We start from the raw sequence: 25,838 nt of genomic DNA, 5'->3' as shown, positions 1-25,838 counted from the left end.
TCGTAGGGCATTCGCCGACGGGCAACCGTTTGCGGTACCTGCGGCCCGGAGGCGGGTCTAGGGTTCACCCGCTTTCGTCGGAGCTGAAAAGGGAGAAAACAGTGAGACGTGCCGTAATCGCCGCGGTGGCCGCCGCCGCGCTGGCGTCCGCGCTCGTGGCCGCACCGGCCGCGACCGCCGCGCCCGCGAGCCCGGCCAAGGCGACGATCGCCTGGGGGCCATGTACCGATCCGACGCTGGTGGCCGCCGGCGCCGAATGCGGGTACCTGGCGGTCCCGCTCGACTACTCCAAGCCGAACGGTGAGCAGGTCCAGCTCGCCGTCAGCCGCGTCAAGCACAAGGTCGCGGACGCGCAGTACCAGGGCGTCATGCTGACCAACCCGGGCGGGCCCGGCGGGTCCGGCCTGCTGCTGGCCACCCGCGGCCCGAGGGTGCCGAACCACGCGGGCGACGCCTACGACTGGATCGGCTTCGACCCGCGCGGGGTCGGCTCGAGCAAGCCCGCGCTGTCGTGCGACCCGAACTACATGACCTACGACCGGCCGGAGTACGTGCCGGTGACGCCGCAGCTCGAGCGGACCTGGCTGAACAAGGCCAAGGGCTACGCCGACGCGTGCGCCAAGAACAACTCGCACGCGCTGCTGCAGAACATGAAGACGACCGACACGGTCAAGGACATGGACTCCATCCGGAAGGCGCTCGGCCAGAAGCAGCTGAACTTCTACGGCTACTCCTACGGCACCTACCTCGGCCAGGTCTACGGCACGCTGTTCCCGCAGAACGTGCGCCGGATGGTCCTCGACTCGACCGTCGACCCGCGCGGGGTCTGGTACGGCGACAACCTGGACCAGGACGTCGCCTTCGACGTCAACATCCGGATCTGGTTCGGCTGGCTCGCCCAGCACGACGACGTCTACCACCTCGGCAAGACGCAGCCGGCGGTGCAGCACCTGGTGAACGAGCAGCTGCTGAAGCTGGCGCTGCACCCCGCGGGCGGGGTCATCGGCTCGGACGAGCTGATCGACGTCATCCAGCAGGCGTCCTACTACCAGCTGCGCTGGACCCTGCTCGGCGACGCGCTGTCGAAGTTCGTCAACAACGGTGACGTCGCGACGATGAAGTCGCTGTTCGAGGCGTTCGGCGGCCTCGGCGACGACAACGGCTACGCGGTGTACCTCGCCGTCCAGTGCTCGGACGTCCAGTGGCCGAAGAGCTGGAACCAGTGGCAGGCCGACAACTGGAAGACCTTCGCCAAGGCGCCGTACTTCACCTGGCAGAACGCCTGGTACAACGCGCCGTGCCTGTACTGGCCGGCGAAGCCGGGCACGCCGACGAAGGTCGACGGCCACGGGGTGCAGAGCGTGCTGATGATCGACGAGACCCTGGACGCGGCGACGCCGTTCCCGGGCAGCCTCGAGGTCCGCAGCCGCTTCCCCGGCGCGTCGCTGATCGCCGAGCCGGGCGGCACGAGCCACGCGATCACCCCGCGCGGCAACGCGTGCGTCGACAACAAGATCGCCGACTACCTGGCGACGGGCGCGCTCCCGGCCCGCAAGCCGGGCCGCACGGCCGACGTCGAGTGCGCCCCGCTGCCCCAGCCGACGCCCCCGGCGCCGGCACCGGCCGCATCCGCGAAGGCGGACACCCAGGGGCTGGTTTCGGGCCGGTTCGCCGGCTGACCTGCGTGAACCCTGCATGACGGGGTGTCGGGCCCAGTGCCCGGCACCCCGTTTTTCGTGCTTTCCGGCGCCGGGGGCTTTGTTCTTGCGCGGACTTTGTGTTACAAAGTGCGTACTGACTTTGCGATGCAAAGTCCACGAACGAAGGGAGAGCGCCATGACCGGGGGACCGGCGTTCACACTCCACGGACTGACCAAGCGGTTCGGCCAGCTCACGGCCGTCGACGGGGTGACGGTCGAGGTCACGCGCGGGGAGGTCGTCGCATTGCTCGGGCCGAACGGCGCGGGCAAGTCGACCACCGTCGACCTGCTGCTGGGCCTGACCAAGCCGGACGCGGGGGAGGTCACCGTCGCCGGCGGCACCCCGCGCGAGGCCGTCGACCGGGGGCTGCTCGGTGCGATGATGCAGAACGGCGCGCTGCTGCACGACGCCACGGTCGGCGAAATCGTCGACCTGGTCGTCTCGACGCACACGAAGCCGCTGCCGGCCGCCGAGGTGATCGCCCGGGCCGGGCTCGGGAACCTCGTGAAGCGCCGCTGCGGCAAGCTGTCCGGCGGTGAACGGCAGCGCGTCCGGTTCGCCCTCGCTCTCGCCGGCGACCCGCAGCTGCTCGTGCTCGACGAGCCCACCGCCGCGATGGACGTCGACGGGCGGCGCTCCTTCTGGACGTCCATCCGCGAGTTCGCCGGCACCGGCCGCACCGTGCTCTTCGCGACGCACTACCTCGCCGAGGCCGAGGACTACGCCGACCGCGTCGTGCTGATGCGCCACGGCAAGGTCGTCGCCGACGGCCCGGTCGCCGAGGTCCGGGCCGCGGTGTCCGGGCGGGTGCTGAAGGCCGTCGTGCCCGGCGCCGTCGAGGACGACCTGGCCGCGCTCCCGGGCGTGACCGGCGTGCAGATCCGTGCCGGCCGCGCCGAGCTGGCCTGCGCCGACTCCGACGCCGCCATCCGCGCCCTGCTCGCCGCGCACCCGCAGGCCGCCGACATCGAAATCACCGCGCTCGGCCTCGAGGAGGCCTTCCTGGCGCTGACCGCCGACGAGACCGAAGGGGCAGCCGCGTGAACACCACCTACCTGAGCCTGGAGATCAAGCGGATCATCCGGAGCCCGCAGTTCACGATCTTCACCATCGGCATGCCGGTGGCCATGTTCCTGCTGTTCGGCTCGATCTTCGGCAAGCTGATCACGCCGAACGGCCTCCCGGCGGACGTCCAGACCATGATCAACCTCGCCGCGTACGGCGCGAGCGGCGGCGCGCTGTTCACCGGCACGAGAGTGGCGCAGGAACGCACCGACGGCTGGCAGCGGCAACTGCGCCTGACGCCGATGCGCGGGCCCGGCTACCTGGTCGTCAAGATCATCTCGGCCATGGCGGTGGCCCTTCCGGTGCTCCTGGTGGTGTTCGCCGCCGGCCTGGCGACGGGGGTGCAGATGACCGCGGCGCAGTGGGGGCTCGTGCTGGTGTCGCTGTGGCTCGGGACGCTCCCGTTCGCCGTGCTCGGCCTGGCCATCGGCCTGTTCGGCAAGGGCGACACGGTCGGCGCGGTCACCGGCGCGCTGATGATGCCGCTGGGCATGCTCGGCGGCCTGTGGATCCCGCTGTACGTCCTCCCGGACTGGATGGCCACGCTCGCCCACTTCTTCCCGACGTTCTGGCTCGGCCACGTGGGACTGGAACCCTTGGCCCACGCGGGCGGCACGGGCACGGCGGTGCTGGTGCTCGCGGGCTGGCTGATCGTCCCGGCCCTGATCGTGGTGCGCCGGTTCCGGCTGGACACGGCGCGGCTGTGAATGCGTGTTAACTTCCGTGCAGTACTGAGGGGTCTGCGCGGGCGGAGGGCGGAACAGGTGGACGACGAACCGTTGTCGGCGGAGGAGTCGCTGAACCTGATCGCCCAGCAGAACCGGCGGATGCGCCGGGAACTGGGCGGGGGCCCGGCGCGGATGCTCGCGGCCTGGGCTCTCGCCTGGATCGTCGGCTGGGGGTTCACGTACTTCGCGACGCAGACCGAGAGCGTCCCCGGCTGGGTCGGCGGGGTCGTCGTCGCGGTGCTGTTCGTCTTCGCGATCACCTACACCGGCTACGTCAGCGCCCGGGCCGGCCGGGGGATCCGCGGCCCCTCGCGGACCACCGGCGCGATGTACGGCTACAGCTGGGCGCTCTCCTCGATCGGGCTGAGCGTGATCGACATCCGGATCACCAGCTTCGGCTCGCTGTCCTCCGATCAGGTGTCGCTCCTGTGGTCCGGCACCTGGCTGCTGCTGACCGGCGTCCAGTACCTCGCCGGCGGCATGCTCTGGCAGGACAGGCTGATGTACGGGCTCGGCGGCTGGATGATCGTCTCCGCCGGGCTCAGCGTGCTGGTCGGGTTCCCGGCCAACTTCCTCGTGCTGGCGATCTGCGGCGGTGGTGGGTTCCTGCTCGCCGCGATCGTGTACTTCGTGCGCGAGAAACGCGGGCGCCGATGAACGACCTGCCTCAGCTCGACCCCGTCATCCACGCCCAGGCGCGGCTGCGGGTCACGGTCGCGCTCGCCGGGTTGCACGCGAGTGACCAGATCACCTTTCCGCGGTTGCAGCAGCTGCTCGACATGACGGCCGGCAACCTTTCGACGCACCTGCGCAAGCTCGAGGACGCCGAGTACGTCGAGATCACCAAGGCCTACGAACACCGCACGCCCGTCACCCTGGTCCGGCTGACCGCCGCCGGGCGGGCCGCGTTCGAGAGCTACACCAAGGCGCTGCACCAGCTGCTGGACGCCACCGGCGGGGACTGACGTGGGCCGCTGGGTGATCCACCTCGACCTGGACGCCTTCTACGCCTCGGCCGAGCAGCTCACCCGGCCGACGCTGGCCGGGCGTCCGGTGCTGGTCGGCGGCGCGGGGCCACGCGGTGTCGTCGCGGGCGCGAGTTACGAGTCCCGCGCGTTCGGCATCCACTCGGCCATGCCGATGGCGCAGGCGCGGCGGCTGCTCCCGGCGAACGGCGTGATCGTGCCGCCGCGGTTCCGGGTGTACGAGCGGCTCAGCCAGGAGGTGTTCGCCGTCGTCACGGCGGCGGCGCCGGTGCTGGAGCGGATCTCGCTGGACGAGGCCTTCGCGGAACCGCCTTCGCTCGTCGGGGCGTCGCTCTCCGCGGTCACGGAGTTCTGCGCTTCGCTGCGCGCCCGCATTCGCGAGGAGACGGGGTTGGTCGCGTCGATCGGCGCGGGCAACGGCAAGCAGATCGCGAAGATCGCCTCCGACGAGGCCAAGCCGGATGGGCTGCTGGTCGTGCCGCAGGGCACCGAACGCGAGTTCCTGGCGCCGCTGCCGGTCCGCGCGTTGTGGGGGATCGGCCCGGTCGCCGAGGGGAAGCTGCGGTTCATCGGCGTCCAGACCCTCGGGCAGCTGGCGGCACTGTCCGAAAAGGACGCCGTCGCGACGCTCGGCGGCGTGGTCGGGCGCGACCTGCGCCGCCTGGCCACCGGTTTCGACGACCGCCCGGTGGCCGACCGCGGCGAGACCAAGCAGGTCAGCGCCGAGACGACGTTCGACGTCGACATCAAGGACCTGGCGACGTTGCGCGAACAAGTGCGGCGGATCGCGGTGGGTGCGCACCAGCGGCTGGTGAAGGCCGAGCGCGTGGCCCGGACGGTGGTGATCAAGCTGCGGCACACCGACATGCACACGGTGACCCGGTCCGAGACGATCTCGGCGCCGACGGACGACCTGGCCGAGCTGTCCGCGACGGCGGAACGGCTCCTGCTGGACCCGGCGGAGTTCGGCGGCATCCGCCTGGCGGGCGTCGCCTACAGCGGCCTTTCGGTACCGCACCAGGACGCGCTGTTCACCCTGGCCGCCCCCGCGGCGGCCCCGGCGTCGACGGTGGTTTCCGCCGCCCCGGCCACCCCGGCACCGCCGCCTTCGACGTGGCGCCAGGGCGACGACGTCGTCCACGAGGAGCACGGCACAGGCTGGGTCCAAGGGGCCGGCCACGGCCGCGTCACGGTCCGCTTCGAGCACCGCTCCTCGGGTCCGGGCGCCGCCCGCACCTTCCCCCAGGACGACCCGGCCCTGCGCCGCGGCGACCCCGGCGACTGCCTGCGTTAAAGCCGTGAATGTCGCATTGAGGGACTCTAAGTCCCTCAATGCGACATTCACGGACCTTGGACCTACTCGGCTGAGCAGCCTTGGAGTTTGGCGACTTCTTGGCCGGCTAGCAGGAACGCGCCGACGCCGTAGGCGGCGGTGTCAGAGGGTTTCGCGGTGGCGGGGCGGTCGCCGACGTTTTGGACGTAGCCCACCAGGCCGCTCGGCTGCAGGGCCTTCGTCGACAGCGCCGTCCACGCCTTGTCGACCACCGGGCGGTAGTGCCTGGCGTCGAGGATGCCCGCGTTGACGCCCCAGCCGATGCCGAACGCGAAGAACGCCGTGCCACTGCTTTCCGGGCCGCCGTGGTCGAACGGGTTCAGCAGGTCCGAGTTCCAGAAACCGTCACGCCGCTGCAGCAGGGACAACGAGAACGCCATCTTCTGGTACACGCGCAGGTATTCCGGGCGGTGCGGGTCGGTGGCGGGCAGGGCCTGCAGCACCTTCGTCAGCGCCGCCAGGGCCCAGCCGTTGCCGCGGGACCAGAAGACGCCCGAGCCGGTGAACCGCGCGTCGCGGTACCACAGGCCGGTGAACTCGTTGAACAGCTTGTGCTCCGACGTCCGGAACAGCTGGTCCATCGCGTCCACATAGGACGGATCATGGTCGATGACGCTCATCCGCGCGAACGACGGCATCGCCATGTTCAGCGCGTCGACGTAGTTCCAGTAGTCCTTGTGCCCGGCGTTCACCGAAGCGACCTCGTCGCGAATCCGCGTGCGGATCGAGTCGAGCGGGATCTCCGGGTGGAAGTACGTGTAGAGGTCGAGGTACGCCTCGCCGGCGGCTTGGTCGTCCGGGAAGAACGGCCGGTTCGGGTCCTGCGGCAGCTGGTAGTTCGCCGCCTGCGCCCAGGGGAGCGTCTTGTGGTTGGACTGGCCGGTGGTCCGGACCAGCGCCAGGTTGCCGACGTGGAACGTCGCGTTCTGCCAGTCGATCGCGTCGAGGTTCGTGCCGTTGGCGACCCAGTAGTTGCCGGCGGAGACCATCTGGTCCGCGACGGCGCAGTCCGCGGCGGCCGCGGTGGCGGCCGGCGCCGTCAGCAGCCCGCCGGTCAGCGCCACGGCCGCGAGCGCGCCGAAGCCACGAATTCCTGGGAAACGCATGGAAGCGTCCTCCTCAGCAGGTCATGGCGGCGGGTGGGTCGCAGCGAGTGTTCAGGTTTCCCGGTGGACGTGTCAAGGTGCCGGTGAGCGGTACGGCGCAACGGTTTCCAGCAACCGGCGCGACGCGGATTCGGCCCCGTCGGCGTTCTTCGCCAGCACCAGGGTGAGCACGCGGGAGTGGGCGACGAGCTCCAGCGGCTCGCCGTGCGCCCGCAGTGCCGCGACGACCGGTACTTGCAGCTGCGCGATGAGCGCGTTGCCGGAAGCGCGGATCAAGGCCGCGTGGAACTCCGCGTCGGCGTCGTGGAAGGCCGCGGTGTCCTGGCGTTCCACCGCGTCCGCCATCCGTTCGTAGGCCGCGGCCATCGCCGAGAGCTGGCCCGGACGCCGGTGGTGCGCGGCCAGCCGGGCCGCCTGCGGCTCGATGGTCAGCCGCAGCTCCAGCAGCTCGTGCAGGTGCTCGCGGCCGTCGGGCCCGTTGACGCGCCACGCGATGACGTCGGGGTCGATCGCGTCCCACGCCTCCGGTGGCAGTGTCCACGTGCCGACGCGCGGCCGCGCGGTCACCATGCCCTTCGACTCCAGCACGCGCAGCGCTTCGCGGACCACCGTCCGGGAGGCGGAGAAGCGGCGTCCGAGCTCCTCGGGGACGAGCGGCTGCCCGTCCCCGAGGACGCCTTCGACGATGAGCCTGCCCAGCTCGTCCACTATCCGGGCGTGGAGGTTCACCGCTACTCGGGCAGGCCGACGCGGCGCTCTCCGCTGCGCAGCTGCTGCAGCACGACCGCGATCACCAGCAGGGCGCCGTGCGCGACGTTCTGCCAGAACGGGTTGATGCCCAGCCCGGACATGCCGTTGTCCAGCACGCCCAGGATGATCACCGCGAGCACGGTGGAGATGATCGACCCGCGCCCGCCCTTGAGCATCGTGCCGCCCAGCGCGGCGCCGGTGACGGCCTGCAGCTCCAGGCCCTCGGACCCGGACACCGGCTGGCCCGAGCCGGTGCGCGCGGTGATCAGGACGCCCGCGACCGCCGCGACCACACCGGCCAGCGCGTAGACGCCGATGATGTACCGGTTGATGTTGATGCCGGCCAGCCGCGCGGCGGTGTCGTTGCCGCCGATGGCGTAGACGTTGCGGCCGATGTCGGTGTACTTCAGCAGGAAGTGCAGCGCCGCCGCGACGATCAGGAACACCCACACCAGCGAAGGCAGGCCGGCGATCGCGCCCTTGGCCAGGAAGATGAACAGGTCGTCGCCGCCGGTGTAGCCCTGCGACTTGCCGTCCGAGATGACCTGCGCGATGCCCTTGTAGGTGGCGAGCATGGCCAGCGTCGCGACCACCGGGTTGACCCGGCCGAAGATGATGATCATGCCGTTGACCAGGCCGCAGAGGATGCCGACGCCGACCGCGGCGAGGATGCCGACCTCCGCGTTGCCGCTGGAGGTGAACACCATCGCCGAGACGACCGAGGCGAGCCCGGCCATCGAGCCGACCGAGATGTCCAGTGCGCCCAGGATGATCACCAGGGTCTGCACCAGCGCGAGCAGCCCCATGATGGTGATCGCGCTGCCGATCAGCAGCAGGTTGTTGGTGCGCAGGAAGTTGTCGTTCAGGATGCTCAGCAGGATGATCAACGCGATCAGCGTGATGATCAGGCTCGAGTTCTGCACGCCGATGCCGGTCAGCACCCGGCGTACCACCGAAGGCTGCTGCGGCGCGGCCGGCTCCGAGGACATCGCTTTCTCCTGTGTCGGGGTACTCATGCGCCGACCTCGCTGACGCTCAGTTCGGCCTGAGCGGCGAGCGCTGTGTTGAATGATTCGTTCGCAAGCTCACTCATGCGCCGATCTCCTGCTGCTCTTCTACTGCGGGTTCGGTTTCGGGGATGGCGAGGGTCAGCACGGCTTCCTCGGTCGCGTCGGCACTGGCGATCTCGCCGGCCAGCCGCCCGGCGCGCATCACGAGGATGCGGTCGGCCAGCGTCAGCACCTCGGGCAGGTCGGACGAGATGACCAGCAGCGCGATGCCCTCCGCCGCGAGGCCGTCGATGATCCGGTAGATCTCGGCCTTCGCGCCGACGTCGACCCCTCGGGTCGGCTCGTCGAGGATGAGCAGCTTCGGCCGCCGCGCGAGCCACCGCGCGAGAACGGCCTTCTGCTGATTGCCGCCGGAGAGCTTGCGGATCTCCTGCTCCATCGACGGCGTCCGCACGCGCAGCTCGCGGAGGTACTCCTCGACGAGCGCACGCTCCTTCGCACGCTTCACGACGCGGAAGCGGCGAAGGCGGTCGAGCACGGAAATGGAGATGTTGTCGCGGACGGACCGCTGCATCAGCAACGCGTCCGTCTTGCGTTCTTCGGGCGCGAAGCCGATGCCCGCCTTGACGGCGACGCCGGGATTGCCCGCGCGCAGCCGTTTCCCGGCCAGTTCGACGGTCCCGGAACGGATCGGCAGGTCACCGACGATCGCGCGGGCCAGCTCGGAGCGCCCGGCGCCGACCAGCCCGGCCAGGCAGACGACCTCGCCCGCGCGGACCTGCAGCGAGATGCCGGTGACGTCGTCGGTGGTGACGTCGTCCAGCTTCAGCACGACTTCGCCGGTGTCCTGCGTGACGCGGCGTTCGAGCGCCGACAGGTCGCGGCCGATCATCATCCGGACCAGGCTGGCCTCGTCGGTCTCCGCGGCCTGCTGGACGCCGACGAGCTTCCCGTCGCGCAGCACCGCGACGCGGTCGGCGAGCCGGAAGATCTCCTTCATCCGGTGCGAGACGTAGACGACCGCGACGCCGTTGTCGCGCAGCCGTCCGATCAGCCGGAACAGCGCGTCCACCTCGTGCTCGGACAGCGACGACGTCGGCTCGTCGAAGGCGATCACCTTCGGCGGGGTGGCCGCGGTGAGCACCCGGAGGATCTCGACGATCTGCCGTTGCGCGGCCGAGAGCGCGACGCCGAGCGTCGCCGGGTTGAGCACGCCTTCGAAGCCGTACTCGGCCAGCGCGTCCTGCGTCGCCTTCAGCAGCGTGCGGCGGTTGAAGACCCGCGCCTTGGCCGGGAGTTCGCCGACGAAGACGTTCTCCGCGACGGAGACGTGCGGGATGATCTCGGGTTCCTGGTAGATCACGCGCACCCCGGCGGCCATCGCCGCGCGCGGGGTGTCGAAGGTGACCTCGGTGCCGTCGAGCAGCAGGCGGCCGTCGTCGGGGCCCTGGTCGCCGGAGAGCACACGCAGGAGCGTCGACTTGCCGGCGCCGTTCTCGCCCATCAGCGCGAGCACCTCGCCGGAGCGGAACTCCAGGGAGACGTCGTCGAGGGCGGTGACCCCGGAGAAGCGCTTGCCGATGCCCTCGACGGCGAGCGCGGGAGCAGAGCTGGACATGATCGCCCTTCGAGCGGTGGAACCCGCGGGCGGCGCGAACCGCACCGCCCGCGGGAGTTCGGTCAGGTGCAGTTGACGCCGGCCTGCTTGTAGTTGTCCTTGTTGACGATCGTGGTCTTCGCGATCGTCTCCGCGGGCAGCGCCTTGCCGTTCTTCACCTTGTCCACCAGCACCTGGATCGCCGAGCGGCCGACCTCGGCGCCGGAGATGTAGAGCGCGGACTTGTTGCCGGTGTCCTTGCCGGCCGCCCAGTCCTTGCAGGTGAGGTACGCGCCGAGGCCGACACCGATGATGTTGTTCGCCTGCACGCCGGAGTTGGCCAGCGCGGTCACGACACCGGTCTCGTTCTCGTCGTTGCAGCCCCAGACGACCCAGTGCTTGACGCCCGGATTGGAGCCGATCACCGCGCCGGCGCGGTTCTGCGCGTCGACCGGCGAGTTGTCCGTGCCGACGTTGATCACCTGGACGCCCGGGTCGCCGGCCTTCGCGAACGCCGCCTTGGCGGCGTTGACGCGGTCGGTGCAGACGGTGAGGTCCTGCTTGAAGGCGCTGATGATCTTCGTGTCGGCGGCGGCCCAGCCGGCGGCCTTGAACAGCTTCCCGGCCTCGGTGCCGACCGAGTCGCCCATCTGGCTGCCGTTGAAGCCGACGAACGGGGCCGGCGCGCCGGTGCCGTCCTTGATGATGTCGTCGGAGGCGATGATCGGGATGCCCGCGCCCTTCGCCTTGTCGATCACCTGCGGGCCGATGGCCTGGTCGGGGACGACGATGGCGACGCCGTTGGCGCCTTGGGCGACCGCGGCGTCCAGCTCGGTGATCGCCTTGTTCGCGTCCTGGCCGAGGTTGACGACCTTGAGCTCGACGCCGAGCTCCTTCGCCTTCTCCTGCGCCCCCTGCGCCTGCTCGACGAAGTACTGCTGGTCGCCCTGTTTCTGCAGGTAGTACAGGGTGATCTTGCCGTTGGCCGGCGCCTGCTGCGAGGCGGGTGCTTCAGTCTTGCCGGAGGAGCAGGCGGCCAACATGACACCAGCAATCAAACAACAACCAACAACGCTCCAGGTCCGTGACCTGTGCGGGTATGTGGACATCGAGTGCTCCCATGGGGGCCGTGGATGAGTGTTGCGGGCGCGTGAACGCCGTGTGACTGGTATTACAAGACACTCGTTCGTGGGACGTCAAGAAGGTTCTGCCAGGCAGTTAGCGGAGCGAGATCTACTCTGCGTGATCGACCAGCTCCGAGGACTACGCCATTTATCGTATTATTTAGCGTCCAACCTGGGCGTTGACCGGTTTCTGTCTTGTGCGAGTGTGCTGATCGGTGTTGTCGACTGTTGCGCTGGTTCCTGTGTATCGGCGCCCGCGTAATGCCGGATTCGCCCGACTGGGAGGATGGCCCGACGACCACCACTTGGGGGACCGATGTCGCGTACGAGCCGCCGCGCCGCCGCGCTCGCCGGCGCCGCCGTCCTGCTGGCCGCCTGCAGCAACCCGCCGCAGCAGGGTCCGGCGCCGACGCCGTTTCCGGAGTCTTCGGCCGCGCCGAGCGCCGCGCCGGCACCCGACGGCTCGTTCACGGTCGTCGCGACCGGGGACGTCCTGATCCACCCGGCGCTGTCGGACCAGGCCGAGGCCGACGGGCACGGCAAGTTCGACTACCGTCCGTTGCTGGCCGGGATCAAGCCGCTCGTCTCCGGCGCGGACCTCGGCATCTGCCACCTCGAGACGCCGCTGGCGCCGGAGGGTGGGCCCTACAGCGGGTACCCGTCGTTCAGCGCACCGCCGGAGATCGCGGCCGCGATCAAGGACACCGGCTACGACACCTGCTCGACGGCGTCCAACCACACGATCGACCAGGGCGCCGACGGCGTGAAGCGGACGCTGGACGCCCTCGACGCGAACGGCCTGAAGCACACCGGCTCGGCCCGGTCGGCGGCCGAGGCGGCGAAACCGCTGATCCTGGACGTCCACGGCGTCAAGGTCGCGCAGATCTCCTACGCGTTCGGCTTCAACGGCATCAAGGTGCCGTCCGGGAAACCGTGGCTGGCCAACCAGATCGACGTCGACGACGTGCTGGCGGCGGCGCGCAAGGCGCGGGAGGCCGGGGCCCAGGTCGTGATCGCGAGCCTGCACTGGGGCGTCGAGTACCAGCACGACGCGACGGCCGAGCAGCGCAGCCAGGCCAAGAAGCTGCTGGGGTCGGCCGACATCGACCTGATCGTCGGCCACCACGCGCACGTGGTGCAGCCGTTCGAGAAGGTGGGGGACAAGTGGGTGGCCTACGGCCTCGGCAACAGCGTCGCCCGCCACTCCGACCCGCGCGGTGACACGGAGGAGGGCACGGCGGCCCGGTTCCGCTTCGTCCGCGACGGCGACCGCTGGAAGGTCGACAAGGCCGAGTACGTCCCGACCCTGATCAAGCTGGACACCCCGATCCGCCTTCTCGACTTGTCGACATCCCCAGCGTCAGCGCAGGTCACCAAGGCCCTGTCCGACACGGACAAGAACGTCCTGGCCCTAGGAGCCGACAAGGACGGCCTCACCCGCCCCAGCAAGTAGCCGTACCCGAACGGACGACACGCGTACCCGGACGGACGACATGCGTACTTGCGCGGACGACACGCGTACGCAGCCGGACGACACGCCGGGCTGGGCACGTGCCCGCCGTGTCGTCCGTCCAGGTACGCGTGTCGTCCAGTCCGGTACGCGTGTCGTCCGTTCGGGTACGGGTCAGTGGGTGCGGGTGGTGACCAGGCGGGCCAGGGTCGTGAGTTCGGCGGCCGGGCGGGGGGCCGGGTTCACCGCGGACAGGTCGCGCAGCGCCTTGGCCAGCAGGGCCTCCGCTTGGGCTTGGCTCCACTGGCGGCCGCCGGCCTCGTCGACGAGGGAAGCCGCGCGGGCCAGCGAAGCCTCGTCGAGCGGGTCCTGCCCGGCGTAGAGGCGGAACAGCTCGGCGCCGGCGGGCGTGCCGGAGCACAGGGCCGTCACCACCGGCAGGGACTTCTTGCGGTTCTGCAGGTCCGAGAACACCGGCTTGCCGGTGACGGCCGGGTCGCCCCAGATGCCGAGCAGGTCGTCGATGTGCTGGAACGCCAGGCCGATCGACCGGCCGAACGCGCCGAACCGCTCCGCGACGTCCGGCTCGCTGCCCGCCGACAACGCCCCGAGCGCGCACGCCGCGCCCAGCAGCGCCGCCGTCTTGCCCTCCGCCATCCGGACGCACTCGCCGGGGGTGACGTCGTCGCGCTGCTCGAAGTCGAGGTCCGCGGCCTGGCCGTCGAGCAGGTCGAGCACCCCGGCCGACAGCAGCCGGGTGCTCGGCGGCCCGCTCGGCGCGAGGAGCTCGAACGCCAGTGACAGCAACGCGTCCCCAGCGAGCACCGCGGCGCCGGTGCCGAACACCGTCCACGCCGTCGGGCGGTGCCGCCGGGTCGTGTCGCCGTCCATGACGTCGTCGTGCAGCAGCGAGAAGTTGTGCACCAGCTCGACCGCGACGGCGGCGGCGACCGCGTTCGCGGGGTCACCGCCCGCCGCCTCCGCGCACAGCAGCACCAGCGCCGGCCGCAGTGTCTTGCCGCCGTCGGCCTGGATCGGCTCGCCGTTCTCGTCCCACCAGCCGTAGTGGTACCCGGCGATCCGGCGCATCGACTCCGGCAGCCGCTCGGCCGCCGTCCGCGTCGCCGGGTCGACGAGTCCCTTGCTCCAGGCCAGGACGTCGGTGAGCGAGCGGGCCGCGGTGCGCGTGTCCAAGGTCGTCATCAGCGCCCGACCTCGACGTCGCCGAGCACGCCGAGCGCGTCCGGCACCAGCACGGCCGCCGAGTGGTACGCGCTGACCAGGTACGACGTCACCGCGCGCTCGTTGATGCCGAGGAACCGCACGTTCAGGCCCGGCTGGTACTCGTCCGGCAGCGACGCCGGCCGCAGCCCGATCACGCCGGCGTCGTCCTCGCCGGTCCGCATCCCGATGATCGACGTCGTCCCGGCCTCGGTGACCGGGATCTTGTCGCTCGGCAGGATCGGCACACCGCGCCACGCCGTGACGCGCTTGCCGTCGAGGATCTTCGTCGCCGGGTAGATCCCGCGGGCGGTGCACTCGCGGCCGAACGCCGCGATCGCGCGCGGGTGCGCCAGGAAGAACCGGGTCTTGCGGCGCCGGGTCAGCAGGTCGTCCAGGTCGTCCGGGGTGGGCGGGCCGGTGCGGGTGGTGATCCGCTGCTTGAGGTCCGCGTTGTGCAGCAACCCGAATTCGGTGCTGTTGATCAGCTCGTGCTCCTGCCGCTCCCGCAACGCCTCCACGGTGAGCCGCAGCTGCTGCTCCAGCTGGTTCATCGGCTGGTTGTAGAGGTCCGTGACGCGGTTGCTGACGCGCAGGATCGTCTGCGCGACGGCGAGGTCGTACTCCCGCGGCGAAGGGTCGTAGTCGACGTAGGTGCCGGCGAGGATCGGCTCGCCGTCGTGGCCCGCGGACAGGTCGATGCTCGCCTCGCCCCGGGCGTTCTGGGGTTTCCGCTCCTGCCGTGACGTCTCGGCGACGTGCGCCCGCAGCGACTCGGAACGGCCGTTGAGCCGGGCGTACGCGGCCGCCGGGAGGATCAGCGCGATGACGCGGGTCTTGGCGCGGGCGGTGAACTTCCACGTCGCGTCGTCGCGGGCGAGCAGGTCGGCGCCGAAGTGGTCGCCGTCGGTGACGGTGCCCAGCAGCGTCTCGTCGCCGTACTCGCCGCGGCCGTGCTGGGTCACCTTGCCGTGCGCGATGAGCACCAGCGTGTCGAGCGGCTCGCCGACGGTGGTGATCGTCGCGCCCGGTTCGTACTCGCGTTGCTCGAAGGCGTCGGCCAGCGCGGACAGCGCCTGGTCGTCGCCGAACCCGCGCAGCAGCTCGAGTTCGGTCAGTTCCGCGGGCACGACCTGGACGCGAGCGCCGGTGGTGAAGAAGCTGAGCTTGCCGTCGCCGATCGTGTAGGTCAGGCGGCGGTTGACGCGGTAGCTGCCCGCCGGGACCTCGACCCACGGCAGCTGCGAGAGCAGCCACCGCGGGGTGATGCCGCGCATCTGCGGGAGCGACTTGGTGGTCGTGCTGAGCGTGCGGGCCGCTTTGGTGCCGAGTGACAGCTGCGGCGGCGCCGGTTCTTCGGTGACGGTCAAGGTTTCACGCGCCGTTCGGGTTCGGGAGCTTCAGGGGGACGGACGCCCGCGGGCTTCGGCACGATCCGGGCGGCGGCCGTGCCCAGCCCGGTCGGCCCGAAGGCCGACGGGGGCAGGCCGGAGCCCGGACGCGGGGGCTCCGCGTCCGGCTTCCGGGGTGGCGTGGCGGGTTCGGGCATCAGCCCTCCCGGCCGATCTCGGCGCTCTCCAGGACGGCGAGCGCGTCCGGCACGAGGACGGCGGCGGAGTAGTAGGCGCTGACCAGGTAGGAGATGATCGCCTGCTCCGAGACGCCCATGAAGCGGACGTTCAGGCCCGGCTGGTACTCGTCGGGCAGCCCGGTCTGGTGCAGCCCGACGACCCCCTGGGCCTGCTCGCCGGTGCGCATCAGCAGGATCGAGCTGGTGCGGGTTTCGGTGACGGGGATCTTGTTGCACGGCAGGATCGGGATCCCGCGCCACGCCGGCACCTGGTGCCCGCCCATGTCGACGGCGTCCGGGTAGATCCCGGCCTTGCTGCACTCGCGGCCGAACGCGGCGATCGTCTTCGGGTGCGCCAGGAAGAACCCGGGGTCCTTCCACACCAGCGAAAGCAGGTCGTCGAGGTCGTCCGGGGTCGGCGGGCCGGTGCGGGTCGGGACGCGCTGGGCGAAGTCGGCGTTGTGCAGCAGCCCGAAGTCGGTGTTGTTGATCAGCTCGTGTTCCTGGCGCTCCCGCAGGGCTTCCACGGTCAGGCGCAGCTGCTGCTCGATCTGGTTCATCGGCTGGTTGTAGAGGTCCGCGACGCGGGAGTGCACCCGCAGCACGGTCTGCGCGACGCTCAGCTCGTACTCCCGCGGCGCGCTGTCGTAGTCGACGAACGTGCCCGGCAGGGCCGGCTCGCCGTCGTGGCCCGACGCCAGCGAGATCTCCGCTTCGCCGTGGTCGTTGCGGGCCGACGCGCCACCCTCGACGAACGCTTCCAGGTGCGCCTGCAGCGTTTCCGAGCGGCCGCGCACCTCTTCGAACGCCTGGCGCGGCAGGCTGAGCACCGTGCACCGGGTGACGGCCTTCGCCGTGAACTCCCAGATCCCGTCGCCGCTGATCAGCGAGCCCTCGCCGAAGTAGTCGCCGTCGGCCATCGTGCCGAGCACGGTCTGGTCGCCGTAGGCGCCGGTGCCGACCTTGGTGATCTTGCCGTGCGCGATGAGGAAGACGTGGTCGGCCTGGCTGCCGAACTCGACGAGCGCGTCACCCGGCTCGTACTCGTGCTGGCCGAAGCGGCTCGCCAGCTCGTTGAGGACCTCTTCGTCGTCGTACCCGCGCAGCGGCGCCAGTTCGCCGAGCTCCGGCGGGATCACGCGGACCTCGGCGCCGGTCGAGGTGAACGTGACCCGCCCGTCGCCGACCGAGTAGCTCAGCCGCCGGTTGACGCGGTACGCGCCGCCGGAGACCTCGACCCACGGCAGCAGCTTCAGCAGCCACCGCGACGAGATGCCCTGCATCTGCGGGACGGACTTCGTCGTCGTCGCCAGGGTCCGGGCCGCGGCCCGGCCGAGGCTCAGAGGTGCCTGTTCCGCGGTCGCGGAGTCCACCGGGTCGGTGACAGTCACAGCGAGAACCACCCAATCGTTCGGAGTCGGTGCGCGTCCGCCCTGGGGCGCGCGGAGTTGTGACCTGCGATTTCTCGTTAATGTGCGGGTTGACGGCGCCGCGAAATCAACATAGCAACCGGGCGGTGCCACACAATGACACGATCGGGTCACCGGGATATTCGCCGGGCCGCTGTCCGCCCATTCCGGACATTGTCTGCCACGGCCCGTCACGGCGGGTGCCTGCGCGTCACTCTGTCGGGAAAGTTCCCTGCTCATAAGGGGAATTAGCAGTAGCCGGACGAGGGTGTGGTACTGGCCGCGGACGCGGTCCACTGGGCCGAACCGGCGATATTCGGAGGCCGGGTGCGGCCACCTGGATGATTCTCACAATGCTAAGTTGTCCGCCCGGAAATGGGTGACTAACTTGAGCGGGTCCCGGACGCGGAATTCACCGGGTGGCTCGTCCCGCGTTCGGCGGGTGAAAGGACTCGGATGAACATCTTCCTGGCCGGCAGTCTGTGGGTGGTCGGCGCGGCGCTCGTCGGCGCCGTGATCGGGTACCTGGTCCGGCGCTTCGGCTGGGACGAGGGGCGGCCCGACAACAACGACGCGGCCGGCCAGGTGTTCACCATCGTCGGCGGGCTGCACGCGGTGCTCGTCGCGTTCGTGCTCATCTCGCTCTACGACTCGGTCGGCGGCGCGGCCCAGGACGCGCAGACCGAGGCCGACAGCCTCGTGGCGGCGACCTGGGCGGCCGACGCGCTCCCGGCCGACACCGCGGACCGCGTCCGGCAGCTCGCCGTCGCCTACTCGCAGACGGTCGAGAAGGAGGAGTGGCCGCGCCTGGCCGACGGCGGCGAGATCCCGGCCACGGGTTGGTCGCAGCTGGACCAGATGCGCAAGGCCGTCGCGGCCGCCGACGTCGACGGCGACTGGCAGATCGACCGCAAGACCGAGGCGAGCAACCAGCTCTGGTCGGTGTACCAGTCCCGCACCGAGCGGCTGAACAACGCCGGTGGTGGCGGGGTCGGCGCGGTCGTCTGGTTCGCGCTCATCCTCGGCAGCATCATCACGGCGATCCTGCTGCCCAACCTCTTCGGCGGCACGCGGCTCGCCGCGCACATCATCATCGTGTCCACATTGGCCGGCACGATCACGTTGCTGCTGTTCGCGATCTACCAGCTGCAGAACCCGTTCAGCGGCGGTGCGACCATCCCGCCGGACGCGTTCACCTCGGCGCTGGAAAGGCTGGCTTGACCGGCGGGAGGGCCCGCTGGGCGGCGATGCTCGGCGTCGCCGCGGTGGTTTCGGCGCTGCTCGCGGCGACGGGGTGGCTCGCGCCCGCGTCACCGAAGCGCCCGGCGGCCCAGGAACAGAACGGCTGCACGATCCTGCAGGCCGAGAACCAGCGCGGTGGTGCGCCGACGACCCTGCGGCTGCTGTCCCTGCCCAGCGGGCTGACCCAACGCCTGACCGAGGTCGGGTACTGGATCAACGCGATGGGCTACTCGGCCGCGCAGGACGTGGTGTACGGCGTCGCCGACGGCACCCGCGCCGGCCGCTACCACGACGGCGCGCACGCGGTGCGGATCAGCCGTGACGGCGCGGTCACCGACCTCGGCGTGGTCGGCAGGGCGGGCCCGCGGCGCCCGGTGTGGAGCCAGGTCACCGGCGCCACCGCCGGGGCGATCGCCGGGAACCACTGGTACGTCCGGCAGCACAGCGATCTGTACACAGTGGACATCGACCCGGAGAGCGACGACTACGTGCGCGTCGTGCACCGGACGTCGCTGCGGCCGGTGGCGCTGGCGGACGGCGTCGACGACTTCGCCTACGACCCGTCGGACGGACTGTTCTACGGCGTCTCGACGTCGTCGCGCGGCGACAACTCGGTAGTCACGCTGGACCCGGCGACCGGGAAGGTCGTGGTGGTCCCGGGGCTGCGCTTCCCGGACGGCGGAGCGTACGGCTCGGTGGTCCTCGGACCGGGTGTGATCTACGCGACGGCCAACCGCGCCGGGCACCGGAGCGTGACCTACCGCCTCCCGCGGGACGGCTCGGGACCGGCCGTCGAGCTGTCGAGCGGGCCCGCGCTGGCCAGCGGCGACGCGGCCGGGTGCTACACCGAGGCGACCCCGCCACCACCACCCCCGCCGCCGCCGACCACGACGTCGACGACACCACCCCCGCCGACCACCACCCCGACGACTCCTGCTCCCACACCGGAACCGACGCCGACTCCGGAACCGACCCCGACTCCGACGACCCCGGCGCCCGAGCCGCCGCCCCCGTCGCAGCCGCCGCCGGTGGAGGAGCCGGTCGCCGTGGCCCCGGCACCGATCCCCGCCCCGGCGCCCCGCGACGAGCCCACGCCCGCCGCTCCGCCGCCGACCACGCCGCACGCGCGGCCGACGGAGAAGCCGAAACCGGTGGCGCAGGACACCGGGCTGCGGACCGAGGAGAAACGCCGCTGGGGCCTCACGACCCTGATCCTGGTGCTCGGCGCGGGCGCGGTGGCCGCGGCCCGGCGGCACCGCTAGGGGTCGTGAGTGGCAATGGGGGTTAGAACACTCTTTGCCACTCACGACCGGCCGCGGCTGGCCACCCGGCGGCACCGTTAACGCCACGGCCTCCTCGAAGACGGGCGTTGTCCACTTCGGCCACGAAGACTCCTCCTCCGGCGCAGCCACGCGCCGGAGGAGGAGAAACCGATGAAGCGGGTACGAATCGCCCTGGTGGCCACGGTCCTGGCGCTGCCGCTGGCCGCCGCCGGGCCGGCCTCGGCGCACGAGCACGGGCCGCGGGCGAAGGACGACCACTACCGCGTCCGCGCGGGGCACGTCCTGCAGGACACCGTGCTGGGCAACGACCACGACGCCACCGCCGTCGTGCGGCACACCGCGGCCGCGCACGGCACCGTCACGATCGGCGCCGACGGCACGTTCCACTACACCCCGGCGCCCGGCTTCCACGGCCGTGATTCCTTCACCTACACCGTTTCCGACGCCGTGAAGCTCTACCCGACCAACCTCGAACCCCTCGCCACGATCGGCGGCGTCCCGATCCGGGCCGGCGCCTACGGTTCCGCGCTGACCCCGGTCCCCGGCGAGCGTGCCGAGTTCTACGGCCTCACCGACCGCGGCCCGAACGTCGACGCGCCCGACGGCGGCAAGATCGAGCCGCTGCCCGCCTTCACCCCGGCCATCGGGAAGTTCCGGCTCCGCGACGGGAAGGCCGTGCTGGAAAAGACGATCCCGTTGCGTGCCGAGGACGGCACGCCCTACAACGGCCAGGTCAGTCCGCAGGCCGACACCGGGGAGAAGATCGTCGACCTGAACGGGAACGTCCTGCCGAAGTCGGCGAACGGTTACGACTCCGAAGGCCTCGTCGCGCCGAAGGACGGCACGTTCTGGGTGTCCGACGAGTACGGCCCGTTCATCACGCACTTCGGACGCGACGGCCGGGCGATCGAGCGGCTCTCGCCGTTCGACGGCTCGCTGCCCGCCGAGCTGAAGTACCGCGTGCCGAACAAGGGGATGGAGGGCCTCGCGCTGACCCCGGACGGCCGGACGCTCGTCGGCGTCATGCAGTCCGCGCTGCAGCAGCCGGACCTGACGAAGAAGCCGGGCAACGTCACGACGCTGCGGATCGTCACCGTCGACCTGCGGACGCGCGCCACGCACGAGTACCTGTACCTGCTGGACGACCCGGACACCACGGGCACCGCGGTCAGCGAGATCACCGCGCTGTCGGCCACCCGCTTCCTGGTGGACGAACGGGACGGCAAGCCCGAACCGGGCGCGTTCAAGAAGCTCTTCGAGATCGACCTGTCCGGCGCCACCGACGTCGGCCCGCGGGCGGCGGGTTACGACGCCGTCAAGGGTGGGGTGCTCGTCGGCGGCAAGACCATCGACGCCTACGTCGGCAAGGACACCACGGCCGCCGCGACCAAGGACCTGGCCGCGGCGGGGATCACGCCGGTGAGCAAGAAGCTGCACCTGGACCTCGGCGCCCTGGTCACCACGCTGGACCCGAGCGGCGGCTTCTTCGGGCACGACAAGGTCGAGGGGGTCGCCACCACCGACGGCGGCCGGACCCTGGTGATCAGCAACGACAACGACTTCGGCATCGACGGCGTCACCAACGCGGCCCCGCCGTACGCGCTGCACGTCAAGACGCTGCCGGACGGCCGGCAGGACGACGGCGAGTACCTCGCGGTCGACACGACCCGGCTGCCGGCGGTGACCAGCACCGCGACGGTCACCATCGACGTGCGGTAGCCGTCAGTACTTGAACTGGTCGACGTTGTCGGCGGTGATGAGCAGCGGATCGCCCAGCAGGACGGTCTTCGACGTGACGTCGTACTTCACCGCCGGCAACTCCAGGCTCACCTTGTTGACCGGGCTCAGCGGCTTGCCGTCGGCGACCTGCTTCGCCGTCCAGGCGGTCAGCCAGCCCAGCGACTCGACGTTCCACAGCACCGACTCGGAGCACGAGCCGTCGAGCAGGTACGGCTTGATCGACTGCGGCGTGCCGACGCCGACGGTGAAGACCTGGCCGATCTTCTCCGCGTCCTTCACGGCCTTCGCGACGCCGGGAGCCGACGTCGTGCACTCGCCGACCAGGCCGGTCAGGTCGGGGTGGCGGGCCATCAGTTCCCGGGCCATCGTCGTCGCGGTGGCCTCGTTTTCACCGGCGTAGACGGTCTCGACGAGCTGGGCCTTGGGGTAGTGCGCGGCCGCGTACTCCTTCTGGACCGAGATCCAGGTGTTGAGGTTCGCCGCGGCCGGGCCGCACGACACGATCGCGTACTTGCCGGTGCCGCCGGTCTTCGCCATCAGCGCGTCGGTCAGCGCGGCGCCGATGCCCTCGGCGGTGGCCTGGTTGACGAACACCTCACGCTGCGTGCCGGGCGCGTCGGTGTCGGAGGTGAGCACGTGGATGCCCTTCGCGCGGGCTTCGGCGATCACCGGCGCGAGCGCGGCGGGGTCGTTCGGGGCGACGACGATGACGTCGACCTTCTGGGTGATCAGGGACCGCAGGATGGTCACCTGCGCGGCCGGGTCGACGGTCTTCGGGGCGCTGGTCGTCCACTGCACGCCCAGCTGCTTCGCCGCCTCCACGCCGCCGCTGGTCATCGCCTGGAAGTACGGGATGCCGTCGATCTTGGGCACGAACGCGATCCGCGTCGGCGTCGGTGCCGGCGCGTCGCCCAGCTGTTCCGAGCAGCCGCCGAGCGCGAGCGCCGCACCCAGCAGCAACGTCGCGACCAGCCGGAACGTCTTCGTCGGCCCTCGCATCCCCACCCATTCCTCACGGCTCTCGAACGGTCTGCGCACGGTGGAGACCCACGGCGAACGTAGGGCTCCGCGTAACTGTGGTCAACGGGATGTGCGCAAAGGGTTACGGAAGTGAGTTCTACATCGTGGGTTTCTGGCGGGAAGACACCGGGTGGTCGCGGCCGTCCCGGGTGTGACCGGTATGACTGGCCGTATGTACCCCCCAGGGGTATGGTCGCCGGCATGAGCGAACAGCACGGGGCTTCGTGGGCGACAGCGGTTCAGGCGACGTTGCACTGCCTGACCGGCTGTGCCATCGGTGAGGTGCTCGGCATGGTCCTGGGCACGGCGTTCGGCCTGCACAACGCGGCGACGGTGGTCCTGTCGATCGTGCTGGCCTTCGTCTTCGGCTACGGCCTGACCATGCGCGGCGTGCTCAAGTCGGGCCTGGACCTGGCCGCGGCGTTCAAGGTGGCGCTGGCCGCGGACACGGTGTCGATCGCCGTCATGGAGGTCATCGACAACACGGTGGTCGTGGCGATCCCGGGGGCGATGAACGCGGGGCTGGCCAGCGCGCTGTTCTGGCTTTCGCTGGTGCTCTCGCTGGCGATCGCGTTCGTGGTCACGGTGCCGGTGAACAAGTGGATGATCGGCCGCGGGCTCGGGCACGCGAAGGTGCACGCCCACCACCAGCACTGACGCGCTCGGGGAGGTGGCGGCCTCCCCGGGGTGCGGCTACAGGCTGGACAGGTCGACCGCGCGGTCGACCTTGGCGCGGTCGAGCACCCGCAGGACGCCTTCCAGCAGGTAGTAGTCGGCGTACGGGAGCGAGATCTCGACGCCGTCCTCGGCCGGGCGGTTGCGGGTGCAGCGCGCGACACTCGCCTCGGCCCGCGTGGACTTCGTCGTCAGGCACGTCCGGGACGTCGCGGCCAGGATCCGCAGCGCGCTGTCGCGGTACTGCGGGCGGTGCGTCTGCTCGGCCAGGTCGAGCAGGCCGCACGCCATGATCACCCCGGCGGAGGCGTCCTTGACGTCGTTCGGCGCCTGCGGGGCGAGATAGTCCCACACTGGCACGTTGTCCGGCGTGAGCTTGGACAGCGCGTAGTCCGCGAGCCGCCGGGCCGTCGTCAGGAACTCCTTGTCGCCCGTGCGGCGGTAGATCGTGGTGAACCCGTAGACCCCCCACGCCTGCCCGCGCGACCAGCACGACGCCGGGCTGTACCCCTGCACGGTGTTCGGCCCGATCGGCGCGCCGGTGACGGGGTCGAAGTCGAACACGTGCGGCGTCGAGCCGTCCGGGCGCACGAAGTTGTGCTGCGCCGTCTTCGCGTGGGCGACGGCGATGTCCAGGTACTGCCGGTCGCCGGTCTGCTTGCTCGCGAAGGCCAGCAGATCGAGGTTCATCATCGTGTCCATGATGACGCGGCCGGCGTCCTTGGGATCGGTCAGCGCGCCCCAGGCGCGGATGAACTTCCCGGCCGGGTTGTAGCGCTTGATCAGCGACGCCGCGGCCTGGATCGCGCCCGCCCTCCACTTCTCGTCGCCGGTGAGCCGCCACGCGGTGACCCACGACGGGGAGAAGAGGAAACCGAGGTCGTGCGTTCCGGTGTCGAACTGCCGCGGCGCGAGTTTGTCCGCGGACGCCAGCGCGAGCGTCTTGAATTGTTCGTCACCGCTGTGCAGGTACGCGAGCCACAACTGACCCGGCCAGAATCCGCCGACCCAGTCGCCATTCTGCGAATAAGCCCATTTCTCGAACTTCGTCCCGGTCGGAAACGCGGTGACCCCGGGGGCCACCGCGCGGAGCTTGGCCACCGCGTAATCGGCCGCTTGGCGGAGCGTCCGGGTGACAGATGCCTGGTCGGAGACATCAAGAGGGGCCGCGTTCGCGGCTGTGGGGGTGCTGGCGCTCACCGCCACCGCGGCACCGGCCGCGGTGGTCAGCAGGGTTCTCCGGGTAACGCTCACAGGTGCCCGCCATTCCGTGTGGGGAAATGCTCCAGGTGCCGGAAGTTTTACACAACGGACACGTGGTTGTACACCCGGCGGATCGTCGTTCACGGTTGTGAATTGATGTCCCGGAGAGCGGAATACGCACTGCGCGAAATGGGCGAATGTGCGGCGTTGCGGTGCTCGCGGCGCGGCGTTGGGCCCGGCTGGGGCTCGGCCGGCCGGCGGAGGCGGAAAAAGGGCGAAGGCCCGGCAGGGGAGGCCGGGCCTTCGCTTTATCGCGGGGGTGAGGGCAGTCAACCACGCGATGATCAAGGCTCACTCGAGCCGCGGTCCGCGCTCAGCAGAGCGGGGCGACCGGGCTGTCGGAGCCGGTCTGCAGGTAGGTGTCCGACACGTAGTGGCCGGGGCCGATGCGGTCCCAGATGTTGCTCGTGCCGAACTTGCCGGTGACGGTGTCGCCCGTGACGTAGCACTCGATGCTCACCTTGGCGTAGTTCGCCGCGAGGCCCTTGACCGCCGCCGACGTGCTCGCGCTCGCCCGAACGTTCATCGGGTCGCCCGCCGTGCTGACCACGCCGGTCGGGCCCGAGCCGGTCCACAGGTAGGTGACGTTCACGTAGCCGTTGTCGGACATGCCGAGGCCGTCCCAGAAGACGCCGTCGGCGAGGTCGATGCCGGCCGGGTTCTGCACCGTGCGGCCGGAGTCGTCCTTCTTGCCGTTGTAGCCGTCGAGGTAGGCGGCCTGCGCTTCGGGCTTGCCCTGCGGCAGGTCCTTGAACTCCGAGCGGACCGACGCCGGGTTCCAGTAGTCGTCACGCTCGTTCCACGGGCCGATCTCCCACACCGGCGCGTACTCGCACTTGCTGCCGTCGGTGCGGCACACCCGCGCGGTGTAGTTGCCGGTTCCCTTGGGGGACACGGACTTCCCCGACGGGAATGAGACGAAGTGGTCGTGGCTCACGATCTTGTGGCCGTTGGCGGTGGTGCCGCCGACCAGACCCTCGCGGGTGCCGTAGACCTTGTAGGTCAACGCCGTTGTCGCGGCCAGCGCGTTGACCTGCGGGGCGGAGTCCGCGCTGAGCGCGACGCTCCGCACCGCCGGGCGGACGCCGTCGGTGTCGCTGTGCAGGCTGATCCGCACCTGGACCGAGCCGACGTCCGCCCGCAGGGTCGTGCCCGCGGGTGTCCACTCCGTCCAGTCGTTCACCCCGGTCCGGCCGCGGACGTCGACCTCGACGCTCGTGCCCTTCGGGGTGTCGGCGGTCAGTGCGGCACTGACCCGGTTGGCCGGTGCACCCAGCGCGTGCTCCGCGAGGAGCAGGCTGCCTTCACTGCCCGCGAACACCCGCGCGGTTCGGTGCCACGCCGCGTCGGCCAGCGTGAGCGTGCCGCCCGCGCCGGTGACGTTGACGTCGTCTCCGTCCACAGTGGACAGATCGGCGGTCCAGCTTCCCGTCGCCGCGGTCGTCGCGGCCTGGGCGGGGGCTCCGGCCAGCGCCGTGACCGCTCCCGCGGCCAGAACCACCGCGGTCACGCGGCCGGTCTTCCTGATCCGGATCATCCCCGGACTCCCTTCGCATTCGTTCACT

Annotated in this window: 22 protein-coding genes; 11 read left to right on the top strand and 11 right to left on the bottom strand. The window is 70.6% G+C overall.

The window, feature by feature from the left end; all coding sequences use genetic code 11:
- The first annotated feature begins 101 nt into the window (after positions 1-101).
- From ACGFMK_RS20105 to ACGFMK_RS20080, 6 genes are all read left to right on the top strand, one after another.
- Positions 102-1,679 (top strand): alpha/beta hydrolase, encoded by a 1,578-nt coding sequence (locus ACGFMK_RS20105; RefSeq protein WP_392765077.1) that lies wholly within the window; start codon positions 102-104, stop codon positions 1,677-1,679.
- Positions 1,680-1,836: 157 nt separating this feature from the next.
- Complete coding sequence (locus ACGFMK_RS20100) at positions 1,837-2,745, top strand: ABC transporter ATP-binding protein (protein WP_392765075.1); 909 nt, start codon at positions 1,837-1,839, stop codon at positions 2,743-2,745.
- A complete protein-coding gene (locus ACGFMK_RS20095; RefSeq protein WP_392765072.1) occupies positions 2,742-3,473 on the top strand; it encodes an ABC transporter permease in 732 nt (243 codons plus the stop codon). Before ACGFMK_RS20100 ends, ACGFMK_RS20095 begins: the two co-directional genes overlap by 4 nt.
- Positions 3,474-3,530: 57 nt before the next feature.
- Positions 3,531-4,151 carry a hypothetical protein gene (locus ACGFMK_RS20090; protein ID WP_392765070.1) on the top strand — a complete coding sequence of 207 codons (621 nt, stop codon included), beginning with the start codon at positions 3,531-3,533 and terminating at the stop codon, positions 4,149-4,151.
- Positions 4,148-4,459 carry a transcriptional regulator gene (locus tag ACGFMK_RS20085; protein WP_392765068.1) on the top strand — a complete coding sequence of 104 codons (312 nt, stop codon included), beginning with the start codon at positions 4,148-4,150 and terminating at the stop codon, positions 4,457-4,459. The genes ACGFMK_RS20090 and ACGFMK_RS20085 overlap by 4 nt, the downstream gene beginning before the upstream one ends.
- A 1-nt stretch (position 4,460) precedes the next feature.
- Positions 4,461-5,774 (top strand): DNA polymerase IV, encoded by a 1,314-nt coding sequence (locus tag ACGFMK_RS20080; protein ID WP_392765065.1) that lies wholly within the window; start codon positions 4,461-4,463, stop codon positions 5,772-5,774.
- A 62-nt stretch (positions 5,775-5,836) separates the two neighbouring features.
- Here the strand turns inward: ACGFMK_RS20080 and ACGFMK_RS20075 are convergent, their stop codons facing one another.
- The 5 genes from ACGFMK_RS20075 to ACGFMK_RS20055 form a co-directional block, all read right to left on the bottom strand.
- Entirely contained in the window at positions 5,837-6,919 is a 1,083-nt protein-coding gene (locus ACGFMK_RS20075) for a glycoside hydrolase family 88 protein (protein WP_392765063.1), read from the bottom strand.
- A gap of 72 nt (positions 6,920-6,991) precedes the next feature.
- Positions 6,992-7,648, bottom strand: a complete 657-nt coding sequence (locus ACGFMK_RS20070; RefSeq protein ID WP_392765060.1) for a FadR/GntR family transcriptional regulator — start codon at positions 7,646-7,648, stop codon at positions 6,992-6,994.
- A 2-nt stretch (positions 7,649-7,650) separates the two neighbouring features.
- Complete coding sequence (locus ACGFMK_RS20065) at positions 7,651-8,685, bottom strand: ABC transporter permease (protein ID WP_392765057.1); 1,035 nt, start codon at positions 8,683-8,685, stop codon at positions 7,651-7,653.
- Between the two features lie 73 nt (positions 8,686-8,758).
- Positions 8,759-10,297: a sugar ABC transporter ATP-binding protein gene (locus tag ACGFMK_RS20060; RefSeq protein ID WP_392765055.1), complete on the bottom strand. Its 1,539-nt coding sequence runs from the start codon at positions 10,295-10,297 to the stop codon at positions 8,759-8,761.
- A 62-nt stretch (positions 10,298-10,359) separates the two neighbouring features.
- A complete protein-coding gene (locus ACGFMK_RS20055; RefSeq protein WP_392765052.1) occupies positions 10,360-11,334 on the bottom strand; it encodes a substrate-binding domain-containing protein in 975 nt (324 codons plus the stop codon).
- A 382-nt stretch (positions 11,335-11,716) separates the two neighbouring features.
- Here ACGFMK_RS20055 and ACGFMK_RS20050 point away from each other — a divergent pair, with 382 nt between their 5' ends.
- Complete coding sequence (locus ACGFMK_RS20050; protein ID WP_392765049.1) at positions 11,717-12,853, top strand: CapA family protein; 1,137 nt, start codon at positions 11,717-11,719, stop codon at positions 12,851-12,853.
- A gap of 171 nt (positions 12,854-13,024) precedes the next feature.
- Here the strand turns inward: ACGFMK_RS20050 and ACGFMK_RS20045 are convergent, their stop codons facing one another.
- The 3 genes from ACGFMK_RS20045 to ACGFMK_RS20035 all read right to left on the bottom strand — a co-directional run bounded on the left by ACGFMK_RS20045 (position 13,025) and on the right by ACGFMK_RS20035 (position 17,032).
- Positions 13,025-14,053, bottom strand: a complete 1,029-nt coding sequence (locus ACGFMK_RS20045; RefSeq protein ID WP_392765047.1) for a family 2 encapsulin nanocompartment cargo protein polyprenyl transferase — start codon at positions 14,051-14,053, stop codon at positions 13,025-13,027.
- A complete protein-coding gene (locus ACGFMK_RS20040; RefSeq protein WP_392765044.1) occupies positions 14,053-15,441 on the bottom strand; it encodes a family 2B encapsulin nanocompartment shell protein in 1,389 nt (462 codons plus the stop codon). The genes ACGFMK_RS20045 and ACGFMK_RS20040 overlap by 1 nt, the downstream gene beginning before the upstream one ends.
- Before the next feature lie 178 nt (positions 15,442-15,619).
- Positions 15,620-17,032 (bottom strand): family 2B encapsulin nanocompartment shell protein, encoded by a 1,413-nt coding sequence (locus ACGFMK_RS20035; protein ID WP_392765041.1) that lies wholly within the window; start codon positions 17,030-17,032, stop codon positions 15,620-15,622.
- 474 nt (positions 17,033-17,506) lie between these two features.
- Between ACGFMK_RS20035 and ACGFMK_RS20030 the strand changes: the two genes are divergently transcribed.
- The 3 genes from ACGFMK_RS20030 to ACGFMK_RS20020 all read left to right on the top strand — a co-directional run bounded on the left by ACGFMK_RS20030 (position 17,507) and on the right by ACGFMK_RS20020 (position 21,294).
- The gene (locus ACGFMK_RS20030; protein ID WP_392765038.1) at positions 17,507-18,271 is read left to right on the top strand and encodes a hypothetical protein; all 765 of its coding nucleotides are present in this window, start codon (positions 17,507-17,509) and stop codon (positions 18,269-18,271) included.
- Positions 18,268-19,554 carry a DUF6923 family protein gene (locus tag ACGFMK_RS20025; RefSeq protein ID WP_392765036.1) on the top strand — a complete coding sequence of 429 codons (1,287 nt, stop codon included), beginning with the start codon at positions 18,268-18,270 and terminating at the stop codon, positions 19,552-19,554. Before ACGFMK_RS20030 ends, ACGFMK_RS20025 begins: the two co-directional genes overlap by 4 nt.
- A gap of 171 nt (positions 19,555-19,725) precedes the next feature.
- Positions 19,726-21,294 carry an esterase-like activity of phytase family protein gene (locus tag ACGFMK_RS20020; RefSeq protein ID WP_392765033.1) on the top strand — a complete coding sequence of 523 codons (1,569 nt, stop codon included), beginning with the start codon at positions 19,726-19,728 and terminating at the stop codon, positions 21,292-21,294.
- Positions 21,295-21,297: 3 nt separating this feature from the next.
- On the opposite strand, the gene ACGFMK_RS20015 is transcribed toward ACGFMK_RS20020, so the two are convergent.
- On the bottom strand, positions 21,298-22,314 hold the full coding sequence (locus ACGFMK_RS20015; protein ID WP_392765031.1) for an autoinducer 2 ABC transporter substrate-binding protein: 1,017 nt from the start codon (positions 22,312-22,314) through the stop codon (positions 21,298-21,300).
- 222 nt (positions 22,315-22,536) lie between these two features.
- Between ACGFMK_RS20015 and ACGFMK_RS20010 the strand changes: the two genes are divergently transcribed.
- Positions 22,537-22,992 carry a DUF4396 domain-containing protein gene (locus ACGFMK_RS20010; RefSeq protein ID WP_392765028.1) on the top strand — a complete coding sequence of 152 codons (456 nt, stop codon included), beginning with the start codon at positions 22,537-22,539 and terminating at the stop codon, positions 22,990-22,992.
- A 36-nt stretch (positions 22,993-23,028) separates the two neighbouring features.
- Here ACGFMK_RS20010 and ACGFMK_RS20005 read toward each other — a convergent pair whose 3' ends face one another.
- Together ACGFMK_RS20005 and ACGFMK_RS20000 are read right to left on the bottom strand one after the other, a co-directional pair.
- Entirely contained in the window at positions 23,029-24,264 is a 1,236-nt protein-coding gene (locus ACGFMK_RS20005; protein ID WP_392765027.1) for a glucuronyl hydrolase, read from the bottom strand.
- Between the two features lie 322 nt (positions 24,265-24,586).
- Positions 24,587-25,810: a hypothetical protein gene (locus ACGFMK_RS20000; protein WP_392765024.1), complete on the bottom strand. Its 1,224-nt coding sequence runs from the start codon at positions 25,808-25,810 to the stop codon at positions 24,587-24,589.
- Between the last annotated feature and the right edge of the window lie 28 nt (positions 25,811-25,838).

The sequence above is a fragment of the Amycolatopsis sp. NPDC049252 genome (assembly GCF_043197175.1).
GTDB lineage: Bacteria > Actinomycetota > Actinomycetes > Mycobacteriales > Pseudonocardiaceae > Amycolatopsis.
This window is presented reverse-complemented; position numbering and strand designations above follow the sequence as displayed.